The organism is Micromonospora sp. IBHARD004, assembly GCF_052814115.1.
This window is the reverse complement of the sequence record NZ_CP199934.1, coordinates 4,315,546-4,337,558: the sequence shown is the minus strand read 5'-3', so window position 1 is coordinate 4,337,558 and position 22,013 is coordinate 4,315,546. Positions and strand designations below refer to the sequence as shown.

18 protein-coding genes are annotated in these 22,013 nt (G+C 67.2%); 8 read left to right on the top strand and 10 right to left on the bottom strand.

The annotated features are described in order from the left end of the window. The first annotated feature begins 43 nt into the window (after positions 1–43). Positions 44–931 carry an anti-phage DNA glycosylase Brig1 gene (brig1, locus tag ACTWO6_RS21115; protein ID WP_446215547.1) on the top strand — a complete coding sequence of 296 codons (888 nt, stop codon included), beginning with the start codon at positions 44–46 and terminating at the stop codon, positions 929–931. Beyond that, positions 928–1,773, top strand: a complete 846-nt coding sequence (locus ACTWO6_RS21110) for a hypothetical protein (protein WP_446215546.1) — start codon at positions 928–930, stop codon at positions 1,771–1,773. The genes brig1 and ACTWO6_RS21110 overlap by 4 nt, the downstream gene beginning before the upstream one ends. A 10-nt stretch (positions 1,774–1,783) precedes the next feature. Here ACTWO6_RS21110 and ACTWO6_RS21105 read toward each other — a convergent pair whose 3' ends face one another. Together ACTWO6_RS21105 and ACTWO6_RS21100 are read right to left on the bottom strand one after the other, a co-directional pair. Further along, positions 1,784–2,818 carry an ADP-ribosylglycohydrolase family protein gene (locus ACTWO6_RS21105; protein ID WP_446215545.1) on the bottom strand — a complete coding sequence of 345 codons (1,035 nt, stop codon included), beginning with the start codon at positions 2,816–2,818 and terminating at the stop codon, positions 1,784–1,786. A 276-nt stretch (positions 2,819–3,094) separates the two neighbouring features. Further along, the gene (locus tag ACTWO6_RS21100; protein ID WP_446215544.1) at positions 3,095–3,388 is read right to left on the bottom strand and encodes a DivIVA domain-containing protein; all 294 of its coding nucleotides are present in this window, start codon (positions 3,386–3,388) and stop codon (positions 3,095–3,097) included. A 315-nt stretch (positions 3,389–3,703) separates the two neighbouring features. On the opposite strand from ACTWO6_RS21100, the gene ACTWO6_RS21095 reads away from it, so the two are divergent. The 5 genes from ACTWO6_RS21095 to ACTWO6_RS21075 all read left to right on the top strand — a co-directional run bounded on the left by ACTWO6_RS21095 (position 3,704) and on the right by ACTWO6_RS21075 (position 10,824). Further along, a complete protein-coding gene (locus tag ACTWO6_RS21095; protein ID WP_446215543.1) occupies positions 3,704–3,943 on the top strand; it encodes a winged helix-turn-helix domain-containing protein in 240 nt (79 codons plus the stop codon). A gap of 72 nt (positions 3,944–4,015) precedes the next feature. After that, positions 4,016–7,588 (top strand): BREX-2 system adenine-specific DNA-methyltransferase PglX, encoded by a 3,573-nt coding sequence (gene pglX, locus ACTWO6_RS21090; protein ID WP_446215542.1) that lies wholly within the window; start codon positions 4,016–4,018, stop codon positions 7,586–7,588. 51 nt (positions 7,589–7,639) lie between these two features. Then, the gene (locus tag ACTWO6_RS21085) at positions 7,640–8,890 is read left to right on the top strand and encodes a hypothetical protein (protein ID WP_446215541.1); all 1,251 of its coding nucleotides are present in this window, start codon (positions 7,640–7,642) and stop codon (positions 8,888–8,890) included. Between the two features lie 122 nt (positions 8,891–9,012). Beyond that, positions 9,013–9,252, top strand: coding sequence for a DUF7008 domain-containing protein (locus ACTWO6_RS21080; RefSeq protein WP_446215540.1), 240 nt, complete (start codon positions 9,013–9,015; stop codon positions 9,250–9,252). Between the two features lie 9 nt (positions 9,253–9,261). Next, positions 9,262–10,824, top strand: a complete 1,563-nt coding sequence (locus tag ACTWO6_RS21075) for a hypothetical protein (RefSeq protein WP_446215539.1) — start codon at positions 9,262–9,264, stop codon at positions 10,822–10,824. 843 nt (positions 10,825–11,667) lie between these two features. Here ACTWO6_RS21075 and ACTWO6_RS21070 read toward each other — a convergent pair. The 8 genes from ACTWO6_RS21070 to ACTWO6_RS21035 form a co-directional block, all read right to left on the bottom strand. After that, positions 11,668–12,333: a YdcF family protein gene (locus ACTWO6_RS21070; RefSeq protein WP_446215538.1), complete on the bottom strand. Its 666-nt coding sequence runs from the start codon at positions 12,331–12,333 to the stop codon at positions 11,668–11,670. Next, complete coding sequence (locus tag ACTWO6_RS21065) at positions 12,323–14,398, bottom strand: hypothetical protein (RefSeq protein WP_446215537.1); 2,076 nt, start codon at positions 14,396–14,398, stop codon at positions 12,323–12,325. Before ACTWO6_RS21065 ends, ACTWO6_RS21070 begins: the two co-directional genes overlap by 11 nt. A gap of 16 nt (positions 14,399–14,414) precedes the next feature. Beyond that, positions 14,415–14,783, bottom strand: coding sequence for a hypothetical protein (locus ACTWO6_RS21060; RefSeq protein ID WP_446215536.1), 369 nt, complete (start codon positions 14,781–14,783; stop codon positions 14,415–14,417). A 288-nt stretch (positions 14,784–15,071) separates the two neighbouring features. Then, the gene (locus ACTWO6_RS21055; protein ID WP_446215535.1) at positions 15,072–16,346 is read right to left on the bottom strand and encodes a protein NO VEIN domain-containing protein; all 1,275 of its coding nucleotides are present in this window, start codon (positions 16,344–16,346) and stop codon (positions 15,072–15,074) included. A gap of 83 nt (positions 16,347–16,429) precedes the next feature. Further along, a complete protein-coding gene (locus ACTWO6_RS21050) occupies positions 16,430–17,251 on the bottom strand; it encodes a hypothetical protein (RefSeq protein ID WP_446215534.1) in 822 nt (273 codons plus the stop codon). Between the two features lie 97 nt (positions 17,252–17,348). Beyond that, positions 17,349–18,236, bottom strand: a complete 888-nt coding sequence (locus tag ACTWO6_RS21045) for a hypothetical protein (RefSeq protein WP_446215533.1) — start codon at positions 18,234–18,236, stop codon at positions 17,349–17,351. A gap of 1 nt (position 18,237) precedes the next feature. Continuing rightward, entirely contained in the window at positions 18,238–20,439 is a 2,202-nt protein-coding gene (locus ACTWO6_RS21040; RefSeq protein ID WP_446215532.1) for a hypothetical protein, read from the bottom strand. Further along, on the bottom strand, positions 20,421–21,197 hold the full coding sequence (locus tag ACTWO6_RS21035) for a hypothetical protein (protein WP_446220717.1): 777 nt from the start codon (positions 21,195–21,197) through the stop codon (positions 20,421–20,423). Before ACTWO6_RS21035 ends, ACTWO6_RS21040 begins: the two co-directional genes overlap by 19 nt. A gap of 151 nt (positions 21,198–21,348) precedes the next feature. Between ACTWO6_RS21035 and ACTWO6_RS21030 the strand changes: the two genes are divergently transcribed. Beyond that, entirely contained in the window at positions 21,349–21,939 is a 591-nt protein-coding gene (locus ACTWO6_RS21030) for a hypothetical protein (protein WP_446215531.1), read from the top strand. Positions 21,940–22,013: the final 74 nt, after the last annotated feature.

Sequence of the window (22,013 nt, the reverse complement as noted above, 5' to 3'; positions counted from 1 at the left end):
TTTCGCACTGGCTTCGCCAGTGCCCCATCGCTAGGTTTTCGTCATGACGACCTCTGCACGGGAGCGGGTTGCCGCCTTCTGGGACGCCCACATTGCGGCGTGGCTCAAAGGTAAAGACCAACTACCGTCACGGGTGTTGGACTGGTTCGACTCCTATGTAGGCGTCGGTCCCGGCGAAGCGACCCGTGAGGGTTTTCCGGAGCCGTATCACGGTGACCTCCTCGGCTTGGAGCACACACCGCGGATGGTGGTGCTCGGGCTGAACCCCGGCGAGTTTCGTCCACGCTTTCAGGCGCGGGACGGCATCTTCGCCAAAGAGATCGAGCAGCACGGCTCGTACAGCAGGTGGACCACGACATGCCCGTACAACCGGCCACGGTGGACCCTGCCGCACGAGATGGGTCGCAATCGGTACTACCAGGCGCGCCTTGGGTTCACCCGCCGGTGGCTCCAGGATCCGAGCGCCGACCACCGTGAACTGTTGATCTTCGAGTGCTACCCGTGGCATTCGAAGTCCATCACGGCTCCGCTGAAGCCGCCGCCAGAGGTCATCGAGGAGTTCGTGTGGCAGCCGATCGCGGAGCTGCCGGTACAGGATGTGTTCGCGTTCGGCCGACCGTGGGATGACATCGCCCAGGCGCTCGGGCTACGGGAGGTGGGCAAGCTGGGATTCGGCGGTACGGACTACGGGTCAGCGGTGCACAGCCGGGCGGTGCGCATCTACGGGCTGTCCTCGGGGCAGCGGCTGGTGGTCGAGTGGCATTCCGGCGCGGCTGGGCCGCCGAGCGCCAAGGAGACCGCGCTTCTCCGCGATGCTCTCGTCAAAGCGGCGAGTGAAGGCCGTAGCGAATCAACGACGCCTCGCCCCAGGGCGGGAGCCTCCAGCGATCGGGCCCTCAATCCGGCGTCAGCCAAGCAGCTGTCGACATGACCGTCGCCAGCGATACCGTCCTCACCGACAGGCGGATCGACAAGCTCGGTCAGTACATGGCTGAGCATGTCTTGGGACCATCCGGACAGTGCGTCTGCCCGAGGCTCGGCAGCTGCCGGCAGAGTGTCCTGGGCGGCCGCCACGCGGCTTCCCAACCGGACGCTGCGTTCGCCGCGGGGCAGCTGTCGCACGTCGGTCACCACTTCGACCTGATGATCAACGGGGTGCCGACGCGCACCCTGGTCATCGCCATGGAGACCGGACGTACGCGAGAGGGCGTGACGCTCAAGGAGCGCCACGCCGAGGTGATGCAGTCCGCCAGCCTGGCGTTCACCGCGCGGAACCCTCATATGCGCGGTGTCACCAGCGCCTTGCGGCTCGCCGTCGGGCGTGACCCCGGGGCCGATCGGGACGGCGAACACCTCCGCCTGGAAGGCGCCCGATTCCCGGTACACCTCTTCGATGCCTATGCCATGGCCAACATGCGGCTGTGCTCCGCCGTTGTCAACGGCACGACCAAGTCGCTGGGTAACGCGACGATGAGCCGGAACTGTGCCCCTCACATGGCAGCGACGATCACGATCCTCGAGCCGACCCTGTGCATCGTTCAGGGAGTCGAGGTCTACAAGGCGCTCACCGCGCTCATGAGCCGCCGTCGTCAGATCGCACCGCACCTTGAGCAGGCGCGAATCGCCGGCGTCGACACGCTCGTCGCCGCATTCACTCATCCGTCGGCCATGAGGTTGACCGACCACTGGGGGCGGCTGACCAGCGCGCCGTACCTGTACGAGACGGTGGTTCCCACGATCAGAACTGCATACCGGCTGATCACCGCGAGCTGAGTGTCTGGCTCTACCAGCACGGGTAGCGGTCCGACCAGTGGGGGTCGGTCGCAGGGGTATATCCAGTGCCCGCAGGGACATCGACGAGTTCAGTGACCAGGTCGCGGGCGAGAGTGTCGGCGACCCACGCCAGCTCCAGTCGGGAAACCAGTTCCACCGGGAGCGCGTCAAAGCCGTGCGACGTGCCGAGGAACGCGCCCGCCACGGCGGCGGCGTGGCCGCCGTCGCCGGCCGATGCGGCGAACAGCAGAGCCTCCTTCACCTGCTCGGGGCGCGGGAAGGAGGCGGCGACGTAGACCCCGCCGGTGAGGGCCGACGTCGCTCGGGCATCCGGCGCGAGACGCGTCAACACCGCCGCCTCCCGTGGCTGCGACCGTGCCAGGGCGAGCGCGGGTGCGAGGGACAGCTCTCCTGACAGCTGCGGATCGCTGGCACATGCCCGTTCGGCCAGGTCCACCGCGCGCGCCAACTCCTGCTTCTCGACGAGATTGGCGACGATGCCGGCGCCGAGCGCAGCAGCGGAGGCGGCTTCGGCCGCGTGCGTGCTGGCTGCGGCGATGGCGGCGGCCCACGCCGCCTGTGGGCACTTTCCGTGCAGGCCAGCAGGAAGAGACCGGATCAGCGCATGGGCGCCCGTGCTGGTGTTGTTGTTGCCCGCGAGCCCACCCGGCACCCGTCGTTGCAGGGCGGCGACGGTCGCTGGCGCCGAGCCGCGCCGTTCGGCCAGCACCGGTACGGCGGCCAGCCAGCCATCGGGCCAGTCGTGCTCCTGCCACCGTTCGATTCCCGCGATGCCCTGACCGGCCGCCCAGCGGTGATAGGCGTGCCAGATGATCCGGGGATAGCGGTAGTCGCCCATCCGATCCCGAACATCTGAGCGGATCATGCCGTCGACGGTGAAGCAGGCGAGCTGGCCGGCGCTGGTGGCCCGCAACAGTCCGCTCGGCGGCAGGGTGCCGCCCGTCGCGCGGAGCGCGTCACCGAGCATCAGCCCCAGCACGCAGCCCCGAGCGCTCGCCAACTGCTCCACGGCCACCCTGGTCATTCCGCGAAGCATAGGGACGGGTATCGCCGGAGCGACGCGGGGCCGGGGTGCTTGGGGCCGGGGCACGGCGGAGGCCGGCGAGCTGGACGTAGACCTCTCGCTTGGCGGTCGCCTGGCCGCGCCGGTTGATGACGTAGCCGGTCAGCCAGACCCAGCCGGCATACGTCGGCCGGTCGCAGACTGACACGACGCGGAACGTCAGGGCACGGTCACCGGCGAACTGCACCGAGGCCCGGCCGTCGATGATCAGCAGCTCGCCGGGGGAGGGGCGCACGGCTACCAGCGGCCCTCGTTGGTGTGGTACTCCTGCGGCGGCCGGCACTCCCGGGCGTGCATCGTCTGCCAGTCGCGCAGCGCCCGCTTGATCCGGTCGTTCTCCTGGCCGAGCAGGCGTACCTGCTGGTGCAGGTCGGTCAGCTCGTCGGCGACCAGGGCCTGGAACTCGCGTACCTGATCGGGGTCGGCGCCACGGCGGCGCGGGTCGAAGGTGCGGGTCCGCACCTCGTGTGGGGTCAACCGGGCCGGGCGACCGGTCCCGTAGAGCTGGCCACCTCGATACACCTGGGCCACGTCGGTCCTCTCCTGTGCAGGCGGGAGCGGGGAAGGTCTTTGCGGTGGGTCTGGAAGGGCGGGCCGTCCGCACGCCGGCCGCCGGCGGCCCGCCCGCTCCGCCGCCGCAGCTCTGATCAGCGGTACGACAGCGGAGCAGTCCGGTGGGTCGGGACGGGCACGCGCACCCGCCCCGACCAGGGGGATGAGCCGATCTCGTTGCCACGCGAGGAGCGGCTCGCGATCAACCATATATGCCTAAGTAGACGATGGCAACGCTCGGTTGTCTGGCCAGTGCGTGTCGTGATCAAATTGGCGTGCCACGCGAGGAGTGCCATGCCACAGACACCGGACTACATCCGGATCGCCGACGAGATCACGGATGACGTACGCAGCGGGAAGGTCCAGCCAGGGGACAAGCTGCCTTCTATCGCTGACATGTCCCATCGCTTTGAAGTCAGCTCGTCGACCATTCAGATGGTCTACGTCCGGCTGGAGGCGCTCCGGGTGATCCGACGGCATCAGGGCAAGGGCATCTTCATCACCGATCCAAAGACCTGGATGCGAAAGCCGTAGGTAGCGAGCGGACGGCCAGAACGGGCCTTACGGCTACCCCCGTCCCGTCGGCGGGACGACTAGAGTCGTCGCGTGATCGACCGGAAGCTGCTCTTGTCCGACCTGCAGAAGCAGGTCAAGAACCTGGAAAAGGACCTGCGGGAGCAGGCCGAGTCGGTCGAGGAGGTGCGCCTCAAGCTGCGCGGCGAGTACGACCACGCCTTGAAGGTTCGGCGTACCGCCGCCACCTGGGCGGCGTGGCGGGACGAACGGGTCACCCAGGTCGCCGTCGCCTGGGTGCTCGGCACCGTGTTCGTGCGCTTCTGCGAGGACAACGGGCTGCTCTCCGAGCCGTACCTCGCCGGGCCGGGGGACCGGCTGGTGCTGGCCGAGGAGGCTGAGGCGCAGTTCTTCCGCGATCGGCCGGAGCAGACGCTGCGCGGCTGGCTGCTCGAAGGCTTCGACGCGATCGCCAGCACCCAGGCCGGCCGGTCGCTGTTCGACCGGCGGCACAACCCGCTGTTCCAGATCCCGCTGTCGCACGATGCGGCCAAGGAACTGATCGGCTTCTGGCGTCGGCGCGGCGAGAGTGGCGGCCTGGTGCACGACTTCATGGACCCGGAGTGGGACACGCGCTTCCTTGGTGACCTCTACCAGGACCTCTCCGAGGCGGCCCGGAAGACCTACGCGCTGTTGCAGACGCCGGAGTTCGTCGAGGAGTTCATCCTCGACCTGACGCTCACCCCGGCGATCGACGAGTTCGGCCACGACGTGGTCAAGATGATCGACCCGACCTGCGGCTCGGGCCACTTCGTGCTCGGCGCGTTCCACCGGCTGCTTAAGCAGTGGGAGGAGCACGCCCCTAACCGTGACCCTCATGAGCGAGTACGGCTCGCCCTGGACGCTGTGCACGGCGTCGACATCAACCCCTTCGCGGTCGCAGTCGCCCGCTTCCGCCTTTTGGTCGCCGCCCTCCGCGCCTGCGGCACAAAGACTCTTGCGGACGCGGCTGGCTATGCGCTTCCCCTGCACTTGGCCGTGGGTGACTCGCTCATCAAGGCCCGCCAGCTCCTCCTCTTCTTCGATAGTGGTTTCGACGAGTTGGCCGACCTCCAGTACAGCACCGAGGACGTGCAGGAACACGCAGGCATCCTCGATGAAGGCCGATATCACGTCGTCGTGGGCAATCCGCCCTACATCACCGTCAAAGACAGATCTCTCAATGAGCTCTACCGCGAGATCTACAGCGCTTGTGCCGGTACCTATGCGCTGTCGGTGCCGTTCGCCCAGCGCTTCTTTCAACTGGCAAAGGCGTCCGGCGACGACGGGGGAGGGGCCGGTTACGTTGGTCAAATCACGGCCAACTCCTTTGCGAAGCGTGAGTTTGGCAGGAAGCTGATCGAAGGTTTCTTCGCGCACGAGATCGACTTGACCAAGGTGATCGATACGTCGGGGGCCTATATCCCTGGGCACGGAACGCCAACCGTGATTTTGGTGGGCCGGCGGCGCCTGCGGCGCCGAGCCGAGGCGGTACGGGCCGTCATGGGTATCCGAGGAGAGCCGAGCGCGCCAGCGGATCCAAGTCAGGGTTTCGTTTGGCGAGCGATCATCGACCAAGTGGACCGACCCGGATCGGAGAGTGATTGGGTCAGCGTTGACGACATCGACCGCTACCGACTGGGCCGTCATCCTTGGAGCCTTGGAGGCGGTGGGGCCGCCGTTTTGACGGAGGCGATCGAGGCCGTTACGGGCGAGGTGCTGACCCGAGAGATCGAAGCCCCAGTGGGACGAGCGATCCGCGCGGGCGCGGATGAAGCTTTCACGCGGCCCCTTAATCGCGCTCTGCGGACGATGGTCGATCCCGCTGCTCTGAGGCCGCTGATGATCGGTGAGACGCTGCGGGACTGGGACGCAAAGCCGGAAGATGCCATCTGGTATCCCTACGAGCCGTGCCTGGGCAAGGAGGGCCTCGCCGACGAGCTCTGGCCGTGGCGGCGTCTCCTCGAAGAGCGGCGGACCTTCCAGGGCAACATGGCGGCTGCTGGCCTTCAATGGTGGGCATACCACCAGCACACCGCCTCCGCTTACCGGACACCGTTGTCCATCTCCTTCGCGTTTGTGGCGACTCACAACCACTTCGCACTCGACCGAGGCGGGAAGATCTTCAACCGCTCGGCGCCGGTCATCAAGCTGCCAGAGGGAGCGACGGAAGACAGCCACCTTCGGCTGCTCGGGATTCTCAACAGTTCGACTGGCTGCTTTTGGCTCAAGCAGGTTTGTCACGACAAAGGGAGTCAGTCGGGCACGGGCGGCTTCATGCACGATGAGTGGGAACGGTTCTACGAGTTCACGGGGACTAAGCTGCAGGAGTTTCCTCTGCCTCCGGCGTACCCGCTGGAACTGGGCCGGGAGATTGACGGGTTGGCGCAGCGGCTCGCTGCGGTGACGCCGGCGGCGGTCGCGGCCTCTGGGGTTCCCACTCGCGAGCGGCTGGCCGCCGGCTGCGATGAGTGGCACTCGGTGCGGGCGCGGATGATCGGCTTGCAGGAGGAGTTGGACTGGCAGGTCTACTCGCTCTACCGGTTGCTGGATGAGGAGTTGACCGTCCCGGCCGGTTCGGTGCCGGGGTTGAAGCTGGGGGAGCGGGCGTTCGAGATCGTGCTCGCCCGCAAGGTGGCCGCAGGCGAGACCGAAACCGTGTGGTTCGCCCGGCACGGGTCGACGCCGATCACGGAGCTGCCGGCGCACTGGTCGGATGAGTACCGGGCGGTGGTGGAGCGGCGGATCGCGGTTATCGAGGGCAATCGCAACATCGGGTTGATCGAGCGGCCGGAGTGCAAGCGGCGTTGGGCCAGCGAGGGCTGGGACGTGATGCAGGCGAAGGCGCTGCGCGACTGGCTGCTGGACCGGTGCGAGGCGCGGGAGCTGTGGTACCAGCACGTCGACGGGCTGGAGCAGCCGCGTCCGCTGACCACCGCCCAGCTCGCCGACGAGCTGCGCCGCGACGCCGACGTGCTCACCGTCGCCAACCTCTACGCGCCCGGCCAGGATCTCGGCAAGGTGGTCGCCGACCTGGTCGCCGACGAGCACGTGCCGCACCTGGCTGCACTGCGCTACAAGGACCCCGGCCTGGCCAAGCGCGCCGACTGGGAGCACGTCTGGGACCTGCAGCGGCAGGAGGACGCGCTGCCCGACGAGGCGGCGAAGCGGGAGTTCCGCAAGCAGATCCCGGTGCCGCCGAAGTACACCTCGGCGGACTTCCTCAAAACCAGCTACTGGCGGCACCGGGGCAAGCTCGACGTGCCCAAGGAGCGGTTCGTGTCGTACCCGGGTGCCAGCCGTGACGGTGACCCGTCGCTGCTGGTCGGCTGGGCCGGCTGGGACCACCGCGAGCAGGCCCAGGCCCTGGCCACCCTGATCGTGGCCCGCGAGCAGGAGGACGGCTGGGCCGCCGACCGGCTCCTCCCGTTGGTCGCGGGGTTGCGCGAGATCCTTCCCTGGGTACGCCAGTGGCACGGCGAGTTCGACCCGGACTGGGGCGCCTCGCCGGCGGACATCTACGCCGGCTTCCTCGCCGAGACCACCAACCGCCTCCACCTCACCGACGACGCGCTGACCTCGTGGCGCCCGGCCAAGGCCACCCGTGGCCGCAGAGCTAAGCAGTGAACAGAGCAGAGATCGTCGCTGTTTACCCCTTCCGTACGTCAGGAGCCGACAATGGATAACGAGATTCAGCTGATCAGTGACGGCGATGGGCTGGCGGTCATCGGAGATCCGACGGCTGTCGAACGCTTCCTCGTCTCTGAGGGACTGCCGTCGAAGGACCTCGGACTGCCCCGGCTCGGATCTGTCCTCAGCGCCGGGGCTGCCGCCGCCCAGGCAGGTTCCGAGATTGCCGCCAACTCGGGTCGCTGGGTGCAGCTGACCAAGGAGTCCGCGCAGGTCGTCCATAAATACGGGCTGATGCAGAGCAAGACGCCGGGCATCAGCCACGCGATGGTGGGGCAGCCGGGCTCGATCAAGTCATGGCTCCAGATCTCAAAGGCGCCGGGGGCGATTGCGGGCAACCCGGCGATGTTGGCTGGTGCTGCGGGGATCATGGCGCAGGTTGCGATGCAACAGAGCATGAAGGAGATCACCGACTATCTCGCCACGATCGACGAGAAGGTCGACGATGTGCTCCGCGCCCAGAAGGACGCCGTGTTGGCCCGCATGATCGGAGTCGCCTTCGTCATCGAGGAAGCCATGACCATCCGAGAGAAGAGGGGCCGGGTCGACGAAGTCACGTGGTCGAAGGTGCAGGGCGCGCCAGCGACGATCGCAGAAACGCAGGCGTACGCGTTGCGTCAACTCGACGCGCTCGCGGAGAAGCTGGAGCGCAAGACCACGATCGGTGATCTCGCCAAGGCGGCCAAGGAAGCAGAGTCCAAGGGACAGGAGTGGCTCGCTGTCCTCGCCCGCTGCTTCCAGCTGCAGGACGCGATCGCCGTGCTTGAACTCGACCGGGTGCTGGACGCGTCACCGGGGGAGTTGGACGGGCATCGCCTCGGACTGAAGGCTGCCCGGAAGAACCGGCTGGAACTCATCTCACGGTGCACCGAGCGCCTGATGGCCCGGATGGACGCGGCCGCGGGCAGGGCCAACACCAAGGTGCTGCTGAATCCGATGGACTCCCCGGCTGTGGTGCAGTCGAGCAACCATGTCTCGATCGCCGTCGTCGACTTCCACGGGCGGCTCGGGATCGAGGGCGCTCGCCAGTCATCGGAGGCGAGACGATGGGCGGACGCGGCTATGGAGGTGAGGGACAAGGCACTCGAGACAGGAGCAGACGGCGTTGGTGCCGCCAGGCGCCTTGGCAACGAGACCCTCGGCCGGGCCAAGTGGGCGACGGGCAAGCTCTCCAGCCGGATCGCCGAGCGAACGCTCCGTCGGCGCGGGGACGACGAGGAACGCGACGAGAAGGACTGAAACCCCCAATTGCGGTGAGCCTGACAACTGAACCACCGACTCCTGGCCCCTTACCCGCCCTGCTCTTGAGGGCGGGTAAGGGAGACCCGTACGTGAGAAGTCTCGTTGCCGAGGAAGGCAGGATGGCATCACGACCCCCCTCCGGGTACCAGATGCTGCTCCCGCTGGTCGCGGGGTTGCGCGAGATCCTGCCCTGGGTACGCCAGTGGCACGGCGAGTTCGACCCGGAGTGGGGTGCCTCGCCGGCCGACATCTACGCCGGCTTCCTCGCCGAAACCACCAACCGCCTCCACCTCACCGACGAGGCGCTGACGTCGTGGCGCCCGGTCAAGGCCACCCGCGGCCGCAAGGCCAAGGCATAGGGCGGACCGGTGAGCCGTAAGCATCCGTCCGGCGGCGAGGTCGAAGACGCCGACCATGACGGGATCTTCGTCTGCGAACGCGCACGTAAGGGGGGCACGCAACAGGTAAGTCCCACCGTCGCGGTCGTCGATACTCGCTTTCAGCGGGAGACAGGCCACTTCGGCTTTGCCTGGCTGACCGAGGACGGCGAGCTGGGCACCGGCACGGACGATGCACTCGAGCTTCGCGACAGCTTGGTGCAGGCGATGTGCAAGGCCGCTATCGACCTCCTCGGCGGCGGCAAGCTGAACGTTCGCCTCGTCTGTTGGGGACCCAGGGCCGTCGCCCTGGTGCGCCACGTCCTTGACACCGGATCGGTACCCGACTCACCGGCCTTTCCGTTGTCTGAGCGTACGCGGGCGCTTCTGGCCGAGGTGATCGTTCACAGGCAACGCATATCCGTCCATGCCGAAACCTGTCAGCAGCTGCACCGGGGCGCGGCCGAGGCCGAGCGTCTCGCTGCCCTTGCGCTAAGTGAGGAACGCGGCCTGGAGACCAGCCCGCAGGTGCAGAACGAGGCAGGCGAGATCTCACAGCAGCTCAGCGACTCGACGGAACCTCCACTCCTCGGTCCCGACGCGGAGAGCGACCACGCGTGGTGGCTGACGAGTCGACCCGGCGGCGGTCAGCTGGTCTGGCAGACCGCGTTGTATCGGATGCACCTCGACGGTGGCTGGTGTGCCCTGCCCGAAGGGGAGCTGCCGGGGAAATGGGACCAGCGGCAACGGCTGCGGCTTCGCGTCGAGCACCATGACGGGGGGCGTCCCGGTCCCTTACCGGCGCAGGAGGTGACCCTGCGGCGCCGGGGCGGGCAGTGGGAACTCTCCGGCATCCACTGGCCGGAGGGGCTCCTTCCCGGTGTGCTCGTCACCTTCGAGCGGCCGCAAGGCACGATGCTTCTTACCGCGAGCACGACGCTGCTCCCCACCCCTGAACGCTTCGACGACCTGGAGCTCCGGCACCGGTACGACCCGCAGGTGGTGACCCGGGAGAACGCTCCCGGCTCCGACCAGGACCGTGAGGTGCCGGACCTGTCGGACGTGAGCTGGGTGCTGCGCGCGCTGCGTACCCTCGGCTACCTCAGCGTCGACGGGACCGCGACCCTCGCCGAGGAGGCACTGGTTCGCAACTGCCTGCGGCTCGGCATGCCGCGATCCCGCGCCGACCGGATCGGCCGGGCGGTGGAGCAGCTACTGCGCTCCGGGCGGATCGAGCGCGTCTCCGGCAGCCTCGACCAGCACGGTCGGCCGTGGCACCCGGCGCGCGCCGGTCAGCTCCCCGCCGAACTGCTCCGCTACGTGCCCGTAGTTGAGGCGATCGACCCATCGTTACGCCGCGGCGCCGAGGAAGCTGGGCTGGCGCAGCGTAGTGGCCACTGGGTCAATGGATTCGTTCGTCGACTGCCGCCCGGCGCGCAGGCGTCGGCGGACCAGATCGACCTCCATCGCGAGGCGGTGCTCAACGCCGAGGTGGTCGACCAGTCACTGCCGGAGGGCTACACCTTCGTACACCGCCACCGACGCGGCCGTTGACTACAGATCTTCCGAGCTCACAGCGGGTACTGGAAGTGTCGTCGCACCACCGGGCGGAAGCCCAGACAGCCTCGGCGTACCTGTGGTAAGCGTCGTAGCAGTCGCTCGACCGGAGGGCGGCCACCTGCGGATCACGTCTCGGATGCCGGTGAGGTGGCGGAAAGCCCTCTCACCCGACGTCGCCAGATCCGGCGTGCCGGACATGAGCAAACGCTCGCGCGCCTGGTAAAGCTCTGCCTCCACAACCGAGCGCCCGGCGGCCCGGCTGATCCGGCCGACCGACCCAATGAGCGAACAGCAGTTGGCGCACCGGTTCGCACAGCTGCTCGCCGCGTCGGTGTTCAGGGAGGTGAGCTCGTGGGAGGCGACTCAGCCGCAGGGTTCGCATGATCGTCACCAACGGGTTCTTCGGCGCGGGCGACGTGACGCACAGCGCCCGGCGGGCCCGCGTGCCTGCTCGTCGGCCGCCGATTTCTTGAGATTTGGGCCTATACCCGTGTGCCGCCGCGGCAGCCTGCAACTGCGAGGGGTGGCACACCACGAGGAACGGCGCCCGGGTGAAGGCGCACCGTCGGAGGCGTCGCCGCAGCGTTATGTGGAGCTCGACGCGCCGCGGCGGGTCCGGCCGTCGTTCGGACAACGGCTGGGGGACGGTGCTGACGGCCGTGGCCCTCCTGGTGCTCATCGGCATGGTCGTGGATTTCGTCCAGCGGCACGCCTACCTCGTCGGCGTGCTGGCACTCTTCCTCGCTGCGGCTGTCGTCGCCGTGCTCGCCAGAATGTCGAAGCAGCGCGCCCGCCAGCGGGTCGAGCAGGCCCAGAGGGACAGGCTGATCGCGGTCACTAGTGGTACTCGCTCATCCCGATCAAGCGAGCGGTGCGCCACAGTCGTGTCGCCCGACCGGTCGCCACGGAGACCGCGTGATCGCCGTTTGTCGGAAGACCCGTCACGACCAGTCGACTTACCCACGCGGCGAGCAGACCCTCGCTCTTTGCCTCGACTCCGGGAGCGACCACACCGAGGTACGGACGTCGCAGCGTTCGCGGAGCGATGATCGACATCATCCGTCGCAAATGGTCGGCTTGCGCGACGATCGCCACGGGCCGCTCATCGCCGAAGTGTCCCTCCGACTCAGAGCGGAGGAAGTTCGTCACCGTGTCTATCGAATGTCGCTCCACGTGGATGACCCGCTCCGCGACACCTCTGGCCACCAACTCCGCCTTCATGATGTCCGCCTCGGGCATGCCGCAGAAGGTCTCCGACGGTGAGTCCTCAGGTGACCAGGCCGTACCCCTGCAGTCCACTGGAGACTTGTATCCGGAGCAGACGATCGTGCCCGCAGCGCCTCTGGTGAACTCCTCGTAGAAGGAGTGAGCTGCGAGAACACGGCCCATGGCGTCAGGGCTCAGCCCGAATCCGTTGCTGTCCCGTCCACGACCCGGAACAAGAATGTGTGCAACGTCGTCCGCCGTCAAGCCCCTGGTGCCCGGCACGATCTCAAAGGCCATGACCAGCAACTCTCCGTCGGTCCGCCAGGCGGCCCGTGTAAGTACTCGCGAGGCAGTCCTGTAGGCGCTGGTGACGGAACTCGAAGTGATTTCCGTTCTTGCGAAGAATCCCCCCGTCGTGACACGCCCATAGGAAGGAGGCGAACCGCCACGGCAGGGCGTCCCGGAACATCAGCCAGAGATGGGCGACCTTGTAGCACGCCCATTCGTTCCAGAAAAACGCGGCGATGCTGGCTGCGGCGGGCACCGCGACGACGTTTCCGAGGGCGTTCGGGGGCATGGCAGCAAGGTAGTAGATCAGGTAACCGAGCACCAGGACGACACACGTCAGCAGGAACAACCCGAATCCCGATCGCCGGTCGTTTCGGATGACCTCGAGCGGATCCGCCGTCCTGGCCCCCGTTGTGGCATCCAACGATGGGTTCGCGCGAAGGACACCGGCAGCTATCCGCCCACCGGCCACTCCGGCAGCCACTGCGCCCAGCGTCGCGAACACCACCCCAATCAGCGACTGCCTCGGCGACAAGCCCAGGGACCAGTCCGGATGCTTCTCGACCCGCAGTCGGGTGAGGAAGCAGGCCGCATAGATGACCAGCACGTGTGGAGCCGCCCTCATCAACTTGGCCGCATGGAGGCGCAGATCACCGTTCTTGTTGACGCTCCGCTTGGCGAATCCCACCCGTGCGGGGTCGTCTGGGCCCCGAGAACGGCCCAAAGCGTATCCTCGAGTGAAGCCGAAACCGAAGAACAGCCCGGCCAGCAGGAACAGGGTCGACACTCCGGCGGAGATCCACGGGACTTCGGCGGCCAGACCGATCCCCACCCCGGCGATCACCGACAGAGCCAGCGCCAGGCGATACAGCGGCGCATAGTACCGGATCTCCCAGAACGCGATGATGCGGTGGGTCGCGTGGGCGCTGAGAAAACCCAGCCATCGTTCGGCGTCATGGGGCAGGAACTCGTTGACGGGGGCCACAGCGCCGCCCGGACTCGACACCCGGCGGGCAAAGACGGCCGAGACCAAGCCCCGGAGCAGGTGTTCCTCGATCGCAGACGCCGTGGGAAACCTCTCGCCGTCCAGAAGTTCTGTCGCGTCCTCCCGGGGTACCGTCGCGCCCAGTTGAGGTCTCATCGCGTAGACGCTCTTTGCCAGCCAGGCAATGAGGGGCGATGACAGGGCCAGGCTCACGGCGGAACCGCGTTGGGCCGCCACCCGCGATGAGATGACCTGCCACTGCCGCCGCTCGGGCTTCGGGGAGTCCAACAGGTAGCGTGCCACCTCGCCCGCTGCAACCGGCGTCAGTTCGATGACCTCGGCTGTGGGCAACGCGTGAAATAGAGCCAGGGCGTGGTCCCCTCGTGGAATACCCGTGAGAACAGCAGGCCGCTCACGTACGAATTGACGGATCGAATCGGCGGCCGAATAGCAGAGCCCTGGGTCAATCTCGTCAAAACCGTCGAAGACGGGGATGATGGCTCCATCTTCGAGTGCCGTCTTCAGACCGGCGACCTGGCCGTCCCCGCTCAGTCCGTAGCCGGTCCGGAGCACGTCCACCATCCACGGGATCAACCGGGCGCGCCGCGGGTTCCATGTCGACAGGGTGAAGAGGACGGGCTGCTTGTCAGTCTGTGCCCCGATCAGCTCCACCAACCGCGTCGCCAGAGTAGTCTTCCCGGACTGCGATCCGCCGATGACGACCAACTGCCCACCGCCGGCGACCAGGCTTCCCAGATCCTCGTCACTGACGAAGCCGCGGTGGTTGACGTCCTCGCCATCCTCGGTCTCACCCGATCGGCGCGACCAAGGAACAGCGATGAGTCCCCGGTCGGTCAGCTTCTGGACCTGCTCCGTCGTGGAGCGTGTGACGCTCGACTGCAGGTCCTGCAGGGCATCCTCAAGGTGGGAGGAGCGGGACGCGCTGCGTTGACCGGGCAGCCTGACGGGCGACGGGAGCCGGTCGAAGTAGTTGTACTGGATGTTGTGGTTGCCGACCTGGGCGCCACGAGCTCCCGGAAGATCGATTCCAGTAGCCCCTGTCGGCAGTTCCGATTCATCAGCCCCCACGCGCTGTATCCGATGCCTAGTGGAAGTTGTTTGTCTGAGTGCCGTGTTCACCGACCTGCACACCCCGGGCACCGCGCAGATCGACGTCGTACCTCGCCGCATGCCCGTCGAGCAGGGCGAGTAGCCGTTGTGCCACGGCCAGGACCTGGCCATCTTCGGCGACCCCCGACGCCACCAGGTCGTCACCAATTTGGGCTTGCCACACGCGTGACTCCACCTCATCGCCCTCGAGGGCGCGCGTAGCCTGCTCGCGATCGCGCAGCCGATGACCGAGCAGTCGCTTGAGCTCCGCATAGGCATCCTGAACGGCAGCGCTGGCGGTGTTCGTGATGCCCGCACCTGCGCCGGCAGCCAACGCCGCAACGATCAACTCGGTCCCGGACATCGGCACCCCGCCTTCTTGCAGACGTGACAGGACTTCATTATTGCCTCTTGCTGCCAACTGATCACAGTGCGAATCTGTCGTCGTTGACCGAGGACTTCCCAAGGGACGCACCTACGTGAAGCCGCACTACCGCAAGCGATGACAGTAGAAGACCGAACCACGACGGAGGCGATTGCATGTCCGACCTGACGGAGAAGTGAACCGGTGCGAACTGGTGTTGGACGACCCGGCAGTAGCGACGACCCACGCGCTACATCATCCGATGCCAAGATCCTTTGAAGGCACCGCCTAGAACCGTCGGAGGTCGACCTGGAACATCATGGGTTCGGCCGCGCGTACCGCCGTCTCCGCGTCGAAGAACTGCACCTCGGGTGCCGCCAAGGCCTTCGTGACGACGGCCAGCCGCCACCCCTGGTCCTCCCTGGCGGAACGGAACTCATTCCGCGTGAGCAGGATGCTCGGGTCTGAGCCGCTGACGCCCTTGACCTCCACCCGGTCCACCGCCCCGGTCGGTGACGTGCAGGTGACGTCCCAGCCGTAGCAGTGCCTGCTGTCGTCCGTGACCTGCCAGCCCATCGCCTCGTAGTGGGCGCGGACCGCGTCCATGGCGGCGGTCTCCACGAGGCGGTTGGTGATCGGGTTGCCGAAGCCCGCGCCGGACGAGCTGACCGTGATCTGCTGCGGTTGCGCCGGCAGGAGGGCGTCGAGAACGGCGAGTTCCTCCTTGCTGACCACCAGAGGGTTGCCCATCTGCGGTTGGCGAAAGACCTCCATGCCGGCCAGCCGCGGGTCGTCCTTCAACACTTGACGGGGGATCGGCCGCTCGAACAGGTGGATGTCCACGGGCGCGAAGTGCTGGGTCCGCTGGCGCTGCCCCTCGTCGAGCCAGAAGCCCGGGTCCTCACCGGTGATGTCCTGCCGCCAGGCCGGGCCGAGCACCGTGCCGGCACCCCACAAACCAGCCTCCGGGTAAGTTCCGTCCCGGCCGGTCACCCAGAACAGGACGCGCTGCCCCTCCGCCATCAGCCTGGTGCGGTAGCTCGGCACCACGGACCAACGGGTAATCACCTCCTCACCGCTGTCGAGGAAGGTGGCGAGATCCCACTTGGCGGGGTTGCACTTGACCATCCAGGCGCCGAGGTTGTCGAGGGTCACGGGCCCCCCGCGTTGGCTCTGCGTCAGGGCGTTCTCGGCAAGCACCTGCCGCAGTTCGTTCCACCAGATCTGCTGGTTGTCACCCCTGCGCTGAAACGGCACCCGGCGGGCGAGCCGGTAGAAGCCACCGGACGGTTCCGACGGCCGGCCGTTCGTCCCCTGCTGGACGACGAGCGCGGAGATCATCGCTCGTCCCGCGGCCTGTTCCCGGAGGGAGGCCTCCTCGAGGATGTGCGGCATCGGCCCCTGGTAGTAGGGGATGTGCACGCCCCGCTCGGCCAGCCGCTCGCTCAACTGGCGGTAGGTGATCAGCGCGTCGGACTCCGTGCGTGAGTTCCGTGCCACCTCTCGCAACAACTCGATCGTCGCTTCGACAGCTGCGTCGAATTCCGCGTCCCCGGCTCGCATTGGTCCATCCTCGTGCGGCCGCGACCGGCGCCCATCCTCGGAACGGCCGAGATGCCGCGACCGACGGCCAGCGCCACCGGCCGTCACCGTAGCCGTCGGGAGATCACGCTGCGGGTACGTTCGCTGAGCTGGGCGCCGATGAAGCTGTTGAGCTTCTCCGGGTCGGGCTCGACACGTCGCGCCTCCTCCAACTCCTCCCAGGTGTCGTAGTCGTACGGGTCGCCGGCCGTCACCACCCCGATGCCGTGCGCCCGGGCGACCGCGGCAACATCCTCGACGTCATCCCTGAGTGAAGCCGCGCGGTTCAGTGGGATGTAGAACAGCACGTAGGATCGGGTGGCCGCGCGACGATGTGCCAGCGCCTCGTAGACCGCCTGGACGTTCACGGCGCTCGGGGACTTGATCTCGAAGGTGTTGACGTCCAGGTGCTTGCCCGGCACGTACTCGAAGGTCCGAACCTCGACGGTAGTGATGTCCGGCCGGGACCAGATGCCGTCGGGTCGGCCACCGCCCAGCGCGGTGATCTCCACGGCCAGCAGGTCCTGTCGGTGTTCCTGGGCCCAGTCGCGCTCGATCACATCGCGCATCGGTGGGTACAGGCTCAACTCGTTGGTGATGGCGGCTTCGATCCGCTCCACGTCCGGCGTGCCGTCCTCGACCATGATGGCGACCAGATGGGTGTCGCCCTGGGTTTCCGCTTGGGCCCGGCGGACAACCCCGCCGCGACCGCGACCCCGGAGCACCAGCCCCTTGTCGACGAGCCCGTCACGGGCCAGGAAGTACCGATTCCTGTTCCAGTGCAGATATTGGCGCAACGACGGGTTGCTGCGCGAGGAGCCGTCCACGGGCAGCGCGTTGTACAGCGTGCACTCGTCCTCCGAAAGCGCTGACAGGTCCGCCGCCATTTCCCGACGTTAACCACCCCGCCGGCGTCCATCCTGACGCCGTGACATGTGGGCCTCTCACTTATCGACGAAAGGCACAATTCATACCCTCAGCGGGTCAGTCTCTGCCGGGGTCGGGGGTGGAACCGTTCCGGGCCGGCTTCCTCGGCTCCGCCGACGCTGCCCGTCCTTGGGCCTTCAGCCGCTCGGCCAAGATGTCGAACGAGGTGGCCTGTTCGAAGGCGTCGTCGCTGCGCAGTCCCTCGGCGAGCAGGTCATCCAGTCGCTGTGCGGCGGCCTGCTGCTTAGCGATGAGTTCCTGCACGACGGCGGCGAGGCTCTCGTTGGTCATCTTCGCTGCGCCCCCGGCGACCGGACTGTCCACCAGCTTCTCCAGAATCGACAACCACTGCCGGCTGAGCCGATCGGCATACTGAGCCCGCTTCACGTTGACGTCGTACTCGCAGTCGAGCTTGATGAGCTGCTCCCAGTAGGGCCGGACGGCCTGCTTGACACCTTCGTCGAGCTCCACCCACACGTACGGCTGACAGGTGACCTGCGCACCACCGCGCTCGTAGCGCCACGGTCCCGTCTCGGCCAGCGCCCGCTGCAACTCCACCTCAAGATCCCTCGCCCGGTGCGCGGCGAAGTTGCGAGCGCGGGCAGCGGCCAGGCGAGTCAGCGCGCGAATGGCGTACGGCATGAAGTACTGCGCCGAGCCGCTCAACATCTCCCGCGGTATCCCCTCGGATGACCAGACGAACGCGGCGCGGATGCGGAAGGTGAACACGTACCCGCGTGCGGGCACGATGATCGGCGCTGACACGTCTCGGCGCTCCGTCAACCGACCGGGCGGTGGCGGCGGTGGCGCCGGCGAGATCGACGCCGGGATGGGCTCCGGCTCCTGCAGCGCCACGAGCAGACGACGCCACAGCGTCAGCAACCACGTCCCGAACCGGCGCCACAGTCCCACCCGCGGCTCTTCTGTGCTGAAGGGGTCTGTCATCTCACCACTCCCTCATCGCGTTCTCGAGCCACCCGGGCAGGCCGTTCTGGAAGTCAGCCAGCCGTACGAGATGGAACTGCAGTCGGCGCCGTAGGGCCGGAACGGCTGCCAGGTCGGTCACCAACGCACCGATTGACTTACGGAAGGTTTCATCGGAATCGGCCTTGTGTAGCCACTGGCCGAAGATCCGCCACGCCCGACGGGACGGGAGCGTGGCGAGCAGCGACACCTGCCAGAGACGAGCGAGATCGGCAGCGTCGACCTGGCTCGCCGCGAGCTTTGTCATCAGGTCGGGAGGGGCGCTAGGAAGATCGTCGGCGGCCCGTGACGCCAGGGTGAGGAGGGCATTGCCGGCGTGCCGTTGCAACTGGCGGTCATCCGACCACCGCGCCAGCTCGAAGATGATCTGGTCCGCGCGATCGGGGGAGTGGATGTAGAGCTGGTGGACACTCTCGGCCACCGCGTAGGTGTGCTGCTGCATCCGATCCTCGGCGATGCGGCGCAGGTCTGCCAGACTCCAGCTCAGGTCTGGTTGCTGAAGTCCGCTGGCGTAGACGAGAGCGGCCGCGTCCCGCTGGTAGTTGCGGTGGCCGCCGGCCCAGTCCCGTACCTTCCGGCGGACGAGGTGGTGCACATGGCCGCCCATGTCCGCCGCAACGATCGCCCAGGCCGCAGCTTGACGGGTCCGACCCCTGGGCGCGGACGCCCAGCCGTCTATCAGGTCTGTGCAGACCCGGTCGAAGTCGTGGTGGGCGAGTAACCCCGCCGCCTCGGCGGCCGCGCGGCGCACCGGCTCGTCGTCGGAAGCGACCAGGGTGTCGAGCCATTTGAGTAGCGCAGGTCTGGTGCTGTCGAATTCGTGCCACGCCTCGTCGATGATGGCGCCTCGCATGGCACCGTCGTGCAGCCATGCCGACCGGGACACACCACCGCGTGAGCGCGCGGTCTCCCGGCCTTCCCGCCAGTCGACGTCGAGTGGCCCGAGCAGCTCGGACACCGGGTGCTGCAACGCCATCCGGCCCCAGTCCGGCCGATTGGCCTGCCCGTCGATCTCCTCGAGCAGCAGGCCCGCGGCTTCGAAGACGTAGTGCAGCGGTTGCCAGGCAAAGACGGCGTACCCGATGCGGAAGGCTCGTTCGTGCTGGTCGGCTCGGCGGGGACGTCGTTCTACGCCCGCAGCCTCCGAGCGGAGGATTTCCGCTGCGCGTGCCCTTCGCCTCGGCTGGGATATTCCTACGATCTCCGCGAGTGCATTGTCGTCAGCGGGATGGCGATCCGCGACAGCCGTCGCGAGCGGCACCACCTCGCGGGGCCCGTATGTGCTCTCGAGCGCCGCACTGAGATCCTCATGCTGGAGGTATGTCTCGACCTGCCGCTCGCTCTCCTCGTCACTCAGGTCCGGACGATCGCGTAGCTGCTGCTGCAGGTGTCCGCGGAAGACGGCCAAAGGGTCGGGACCGCGGTGCGGCACCTCCGCGCTGTGCCTACTGCCGGCGCGTGAGTCGTCATCCCGAATCAGGAGCAAGCTCGCCGAGCGTTGCCGGAAGACCTCAGCGAGCAGACGCATCGCCTCGACATGTCTGTCGCCCGGCAGTCGTAGGACGTAGCCATGACCTTCCGCGAGGCTGTCAGCCGCGCGGTGGAGGGCCTCCGGCCCGACCTCCTCGGGCAGCAGCACCTCGTGTACGCGGTCCGCGCCGTGGCGTCGAGCCAGTGCGACGCACGCTGTGCTGAATCGGCCGGTGTTGGGACGGCCGGTCAGACAGGCGGTGGACCGCTCATGGAGCAACGCGGAGAGTTTGCTGTCCGCAGCCGCCTTCGCGTAGACCTTGAGGAGGTCCGGCACTCCGACGAGATCCCGGATGATGGGCTTGGCGGGTGGCTGGCCTTGATAGCTGATGTGGCGGATGGTGTTGTTGTTGCCAAAGGCGTTCACCCCGCTGGCGTTGACGTGGGAGTAGCTGGCGGAGAACTGGGTGCCGTACAGCTCCTCGCCAACCCGTGGGTCCAGCCGAAGTGAACCCGGAGGGATTTCGTCCTCCTGATCGCTGTCCGACTGGCCGCGGGCCTCTGCCTGCGCGGACGAGTCGTCCAGCGGAGCCTCTTGCTTCACGACCGCCTTACGCCCACCGCCGTCCTCAGAGGTGCCAGGCGCGATGGCAGTATCTTCGGGCTGCGTCTCGCTCACGAGTTCGACCGCCATGGATCCGCGATGTCGTGCGCGCCTGATGTGGAAATGACGTTGCCGTTTCCGTACGCGTTGACCCCGTGGGACGTGATGTTGTTGAAGACCTGCCCGCCGCCGAAGGGCTGCGGGATAGGGACACGGCTGCGACGGCCGGCGGCGTCACCATCCTCCTCAGAGTCATTGGGAGGACGGAAGCTTCTCTCACCGTCGTTCATGACAGCGGCACCAGCGATGTTCTCACCGGGTACGTAAATCCAGGCGACGGCTTCGAAGATCTTTTCCGGCAGTTTGGCTGTCACACATAGGAAGTGCTCCGGCCGTAGATCGTGGTAGTGCCGGACGATGTCCTGGTAGATCCGGTCCGAGACGATCAGCGCGACCGCGGCGCCCGGGAACTGCCGCAGCGCAGCCTTCAGCTGTGGTGAGTCGACCAGCCGACAGACAGTTACGACCGCATCGCCGGGGTAGCCGTTCGCGCCGTCGAGATGGACGAGCCCCTGGTGCACGCCGATCCGCAATCGGATTCGAGCCTCCGGAACCAGACCGCGGTTGTGCTCGCGCAGCAGGCGATCGACCGTGGGCGCCAGCCGCGTCACCACGGCCCGCTCACTCGTTCCAGGAGGCAGGATCGCGAGTTCCCCGTCGCCTCCCTGTTGGATCAGCCAGTTGACCCGGTCAAAGCCCAGCTCCTCGCAGGCGTCCTTCATGATCTTCTGAAAAGCCAGTTGAGCCCGGTACTGCAGGACGTTGTCCCGTCCGCTGTAGCTCTCCATGTCGACGGCGACGAGAACGCGGCGGTCCGGATCTGCGAAGTCAGGCACGCGATCCACCCCTCGATGACGGCGGTGAGCTGGTCAACGTCATCTCTATCGGCTCGGCGCGCTGGAAATTCCATAGAAGTACGGGTTGTCGCATCACCGTCGGGTGGACGACAACCCGTACTTCGACTCCATGTCCACGCCGGCACCCGCCTTCACTCGAAGCATGGGAAACGTTCGGCGAACGGCCAGACAGCCTCACCTCGATCCTTGGCGCGATCTCCAGGTTGGCCTGGCCACGGCAGCCTCGCTCCAGACCTCAATTCGTCACGCGGACACCAAGGCCTTTGCACTCCTGGCGATCGAGGGCGGGGTGGCCACCGCGGTCGTGGACAGAGTCGTGCCGCACGTGGTGGGCGGTGCCCCGATCCCCGTCTTGCTAGCTGCGTTCCTGGTGATCCCCTTCGTCATTGGGCTTGCGTCGGCCACCTGGCAGCTCGTCCTGGCGCTTCGACCCCGTCTCGACGGTGCCAGAAGCGCCAACCGATTCGGCTTCCCGAACCTCGTCCGAGGAGAGGGCCGCCCGTCCGCGGCGTCGATTCGACGGCACAGGGACGAAGCGTGGGATCTCGTCACCGTGCTCGCCCGCATCGCGATGGCGAAGCACCTGCGGGTACGCCGGAGCATGCCATGGCTCCTGTTGGCGATGGCGTCTGCTGGGGGCCTGATGATCCTCTCGACTTTCGCCGCACGGTGATGTCGTGAGCCGAGACAGCAACCGGTAGCGATCTCGGAGCTAAACGTGAATGATGATCTCGTAGACGGATGGAG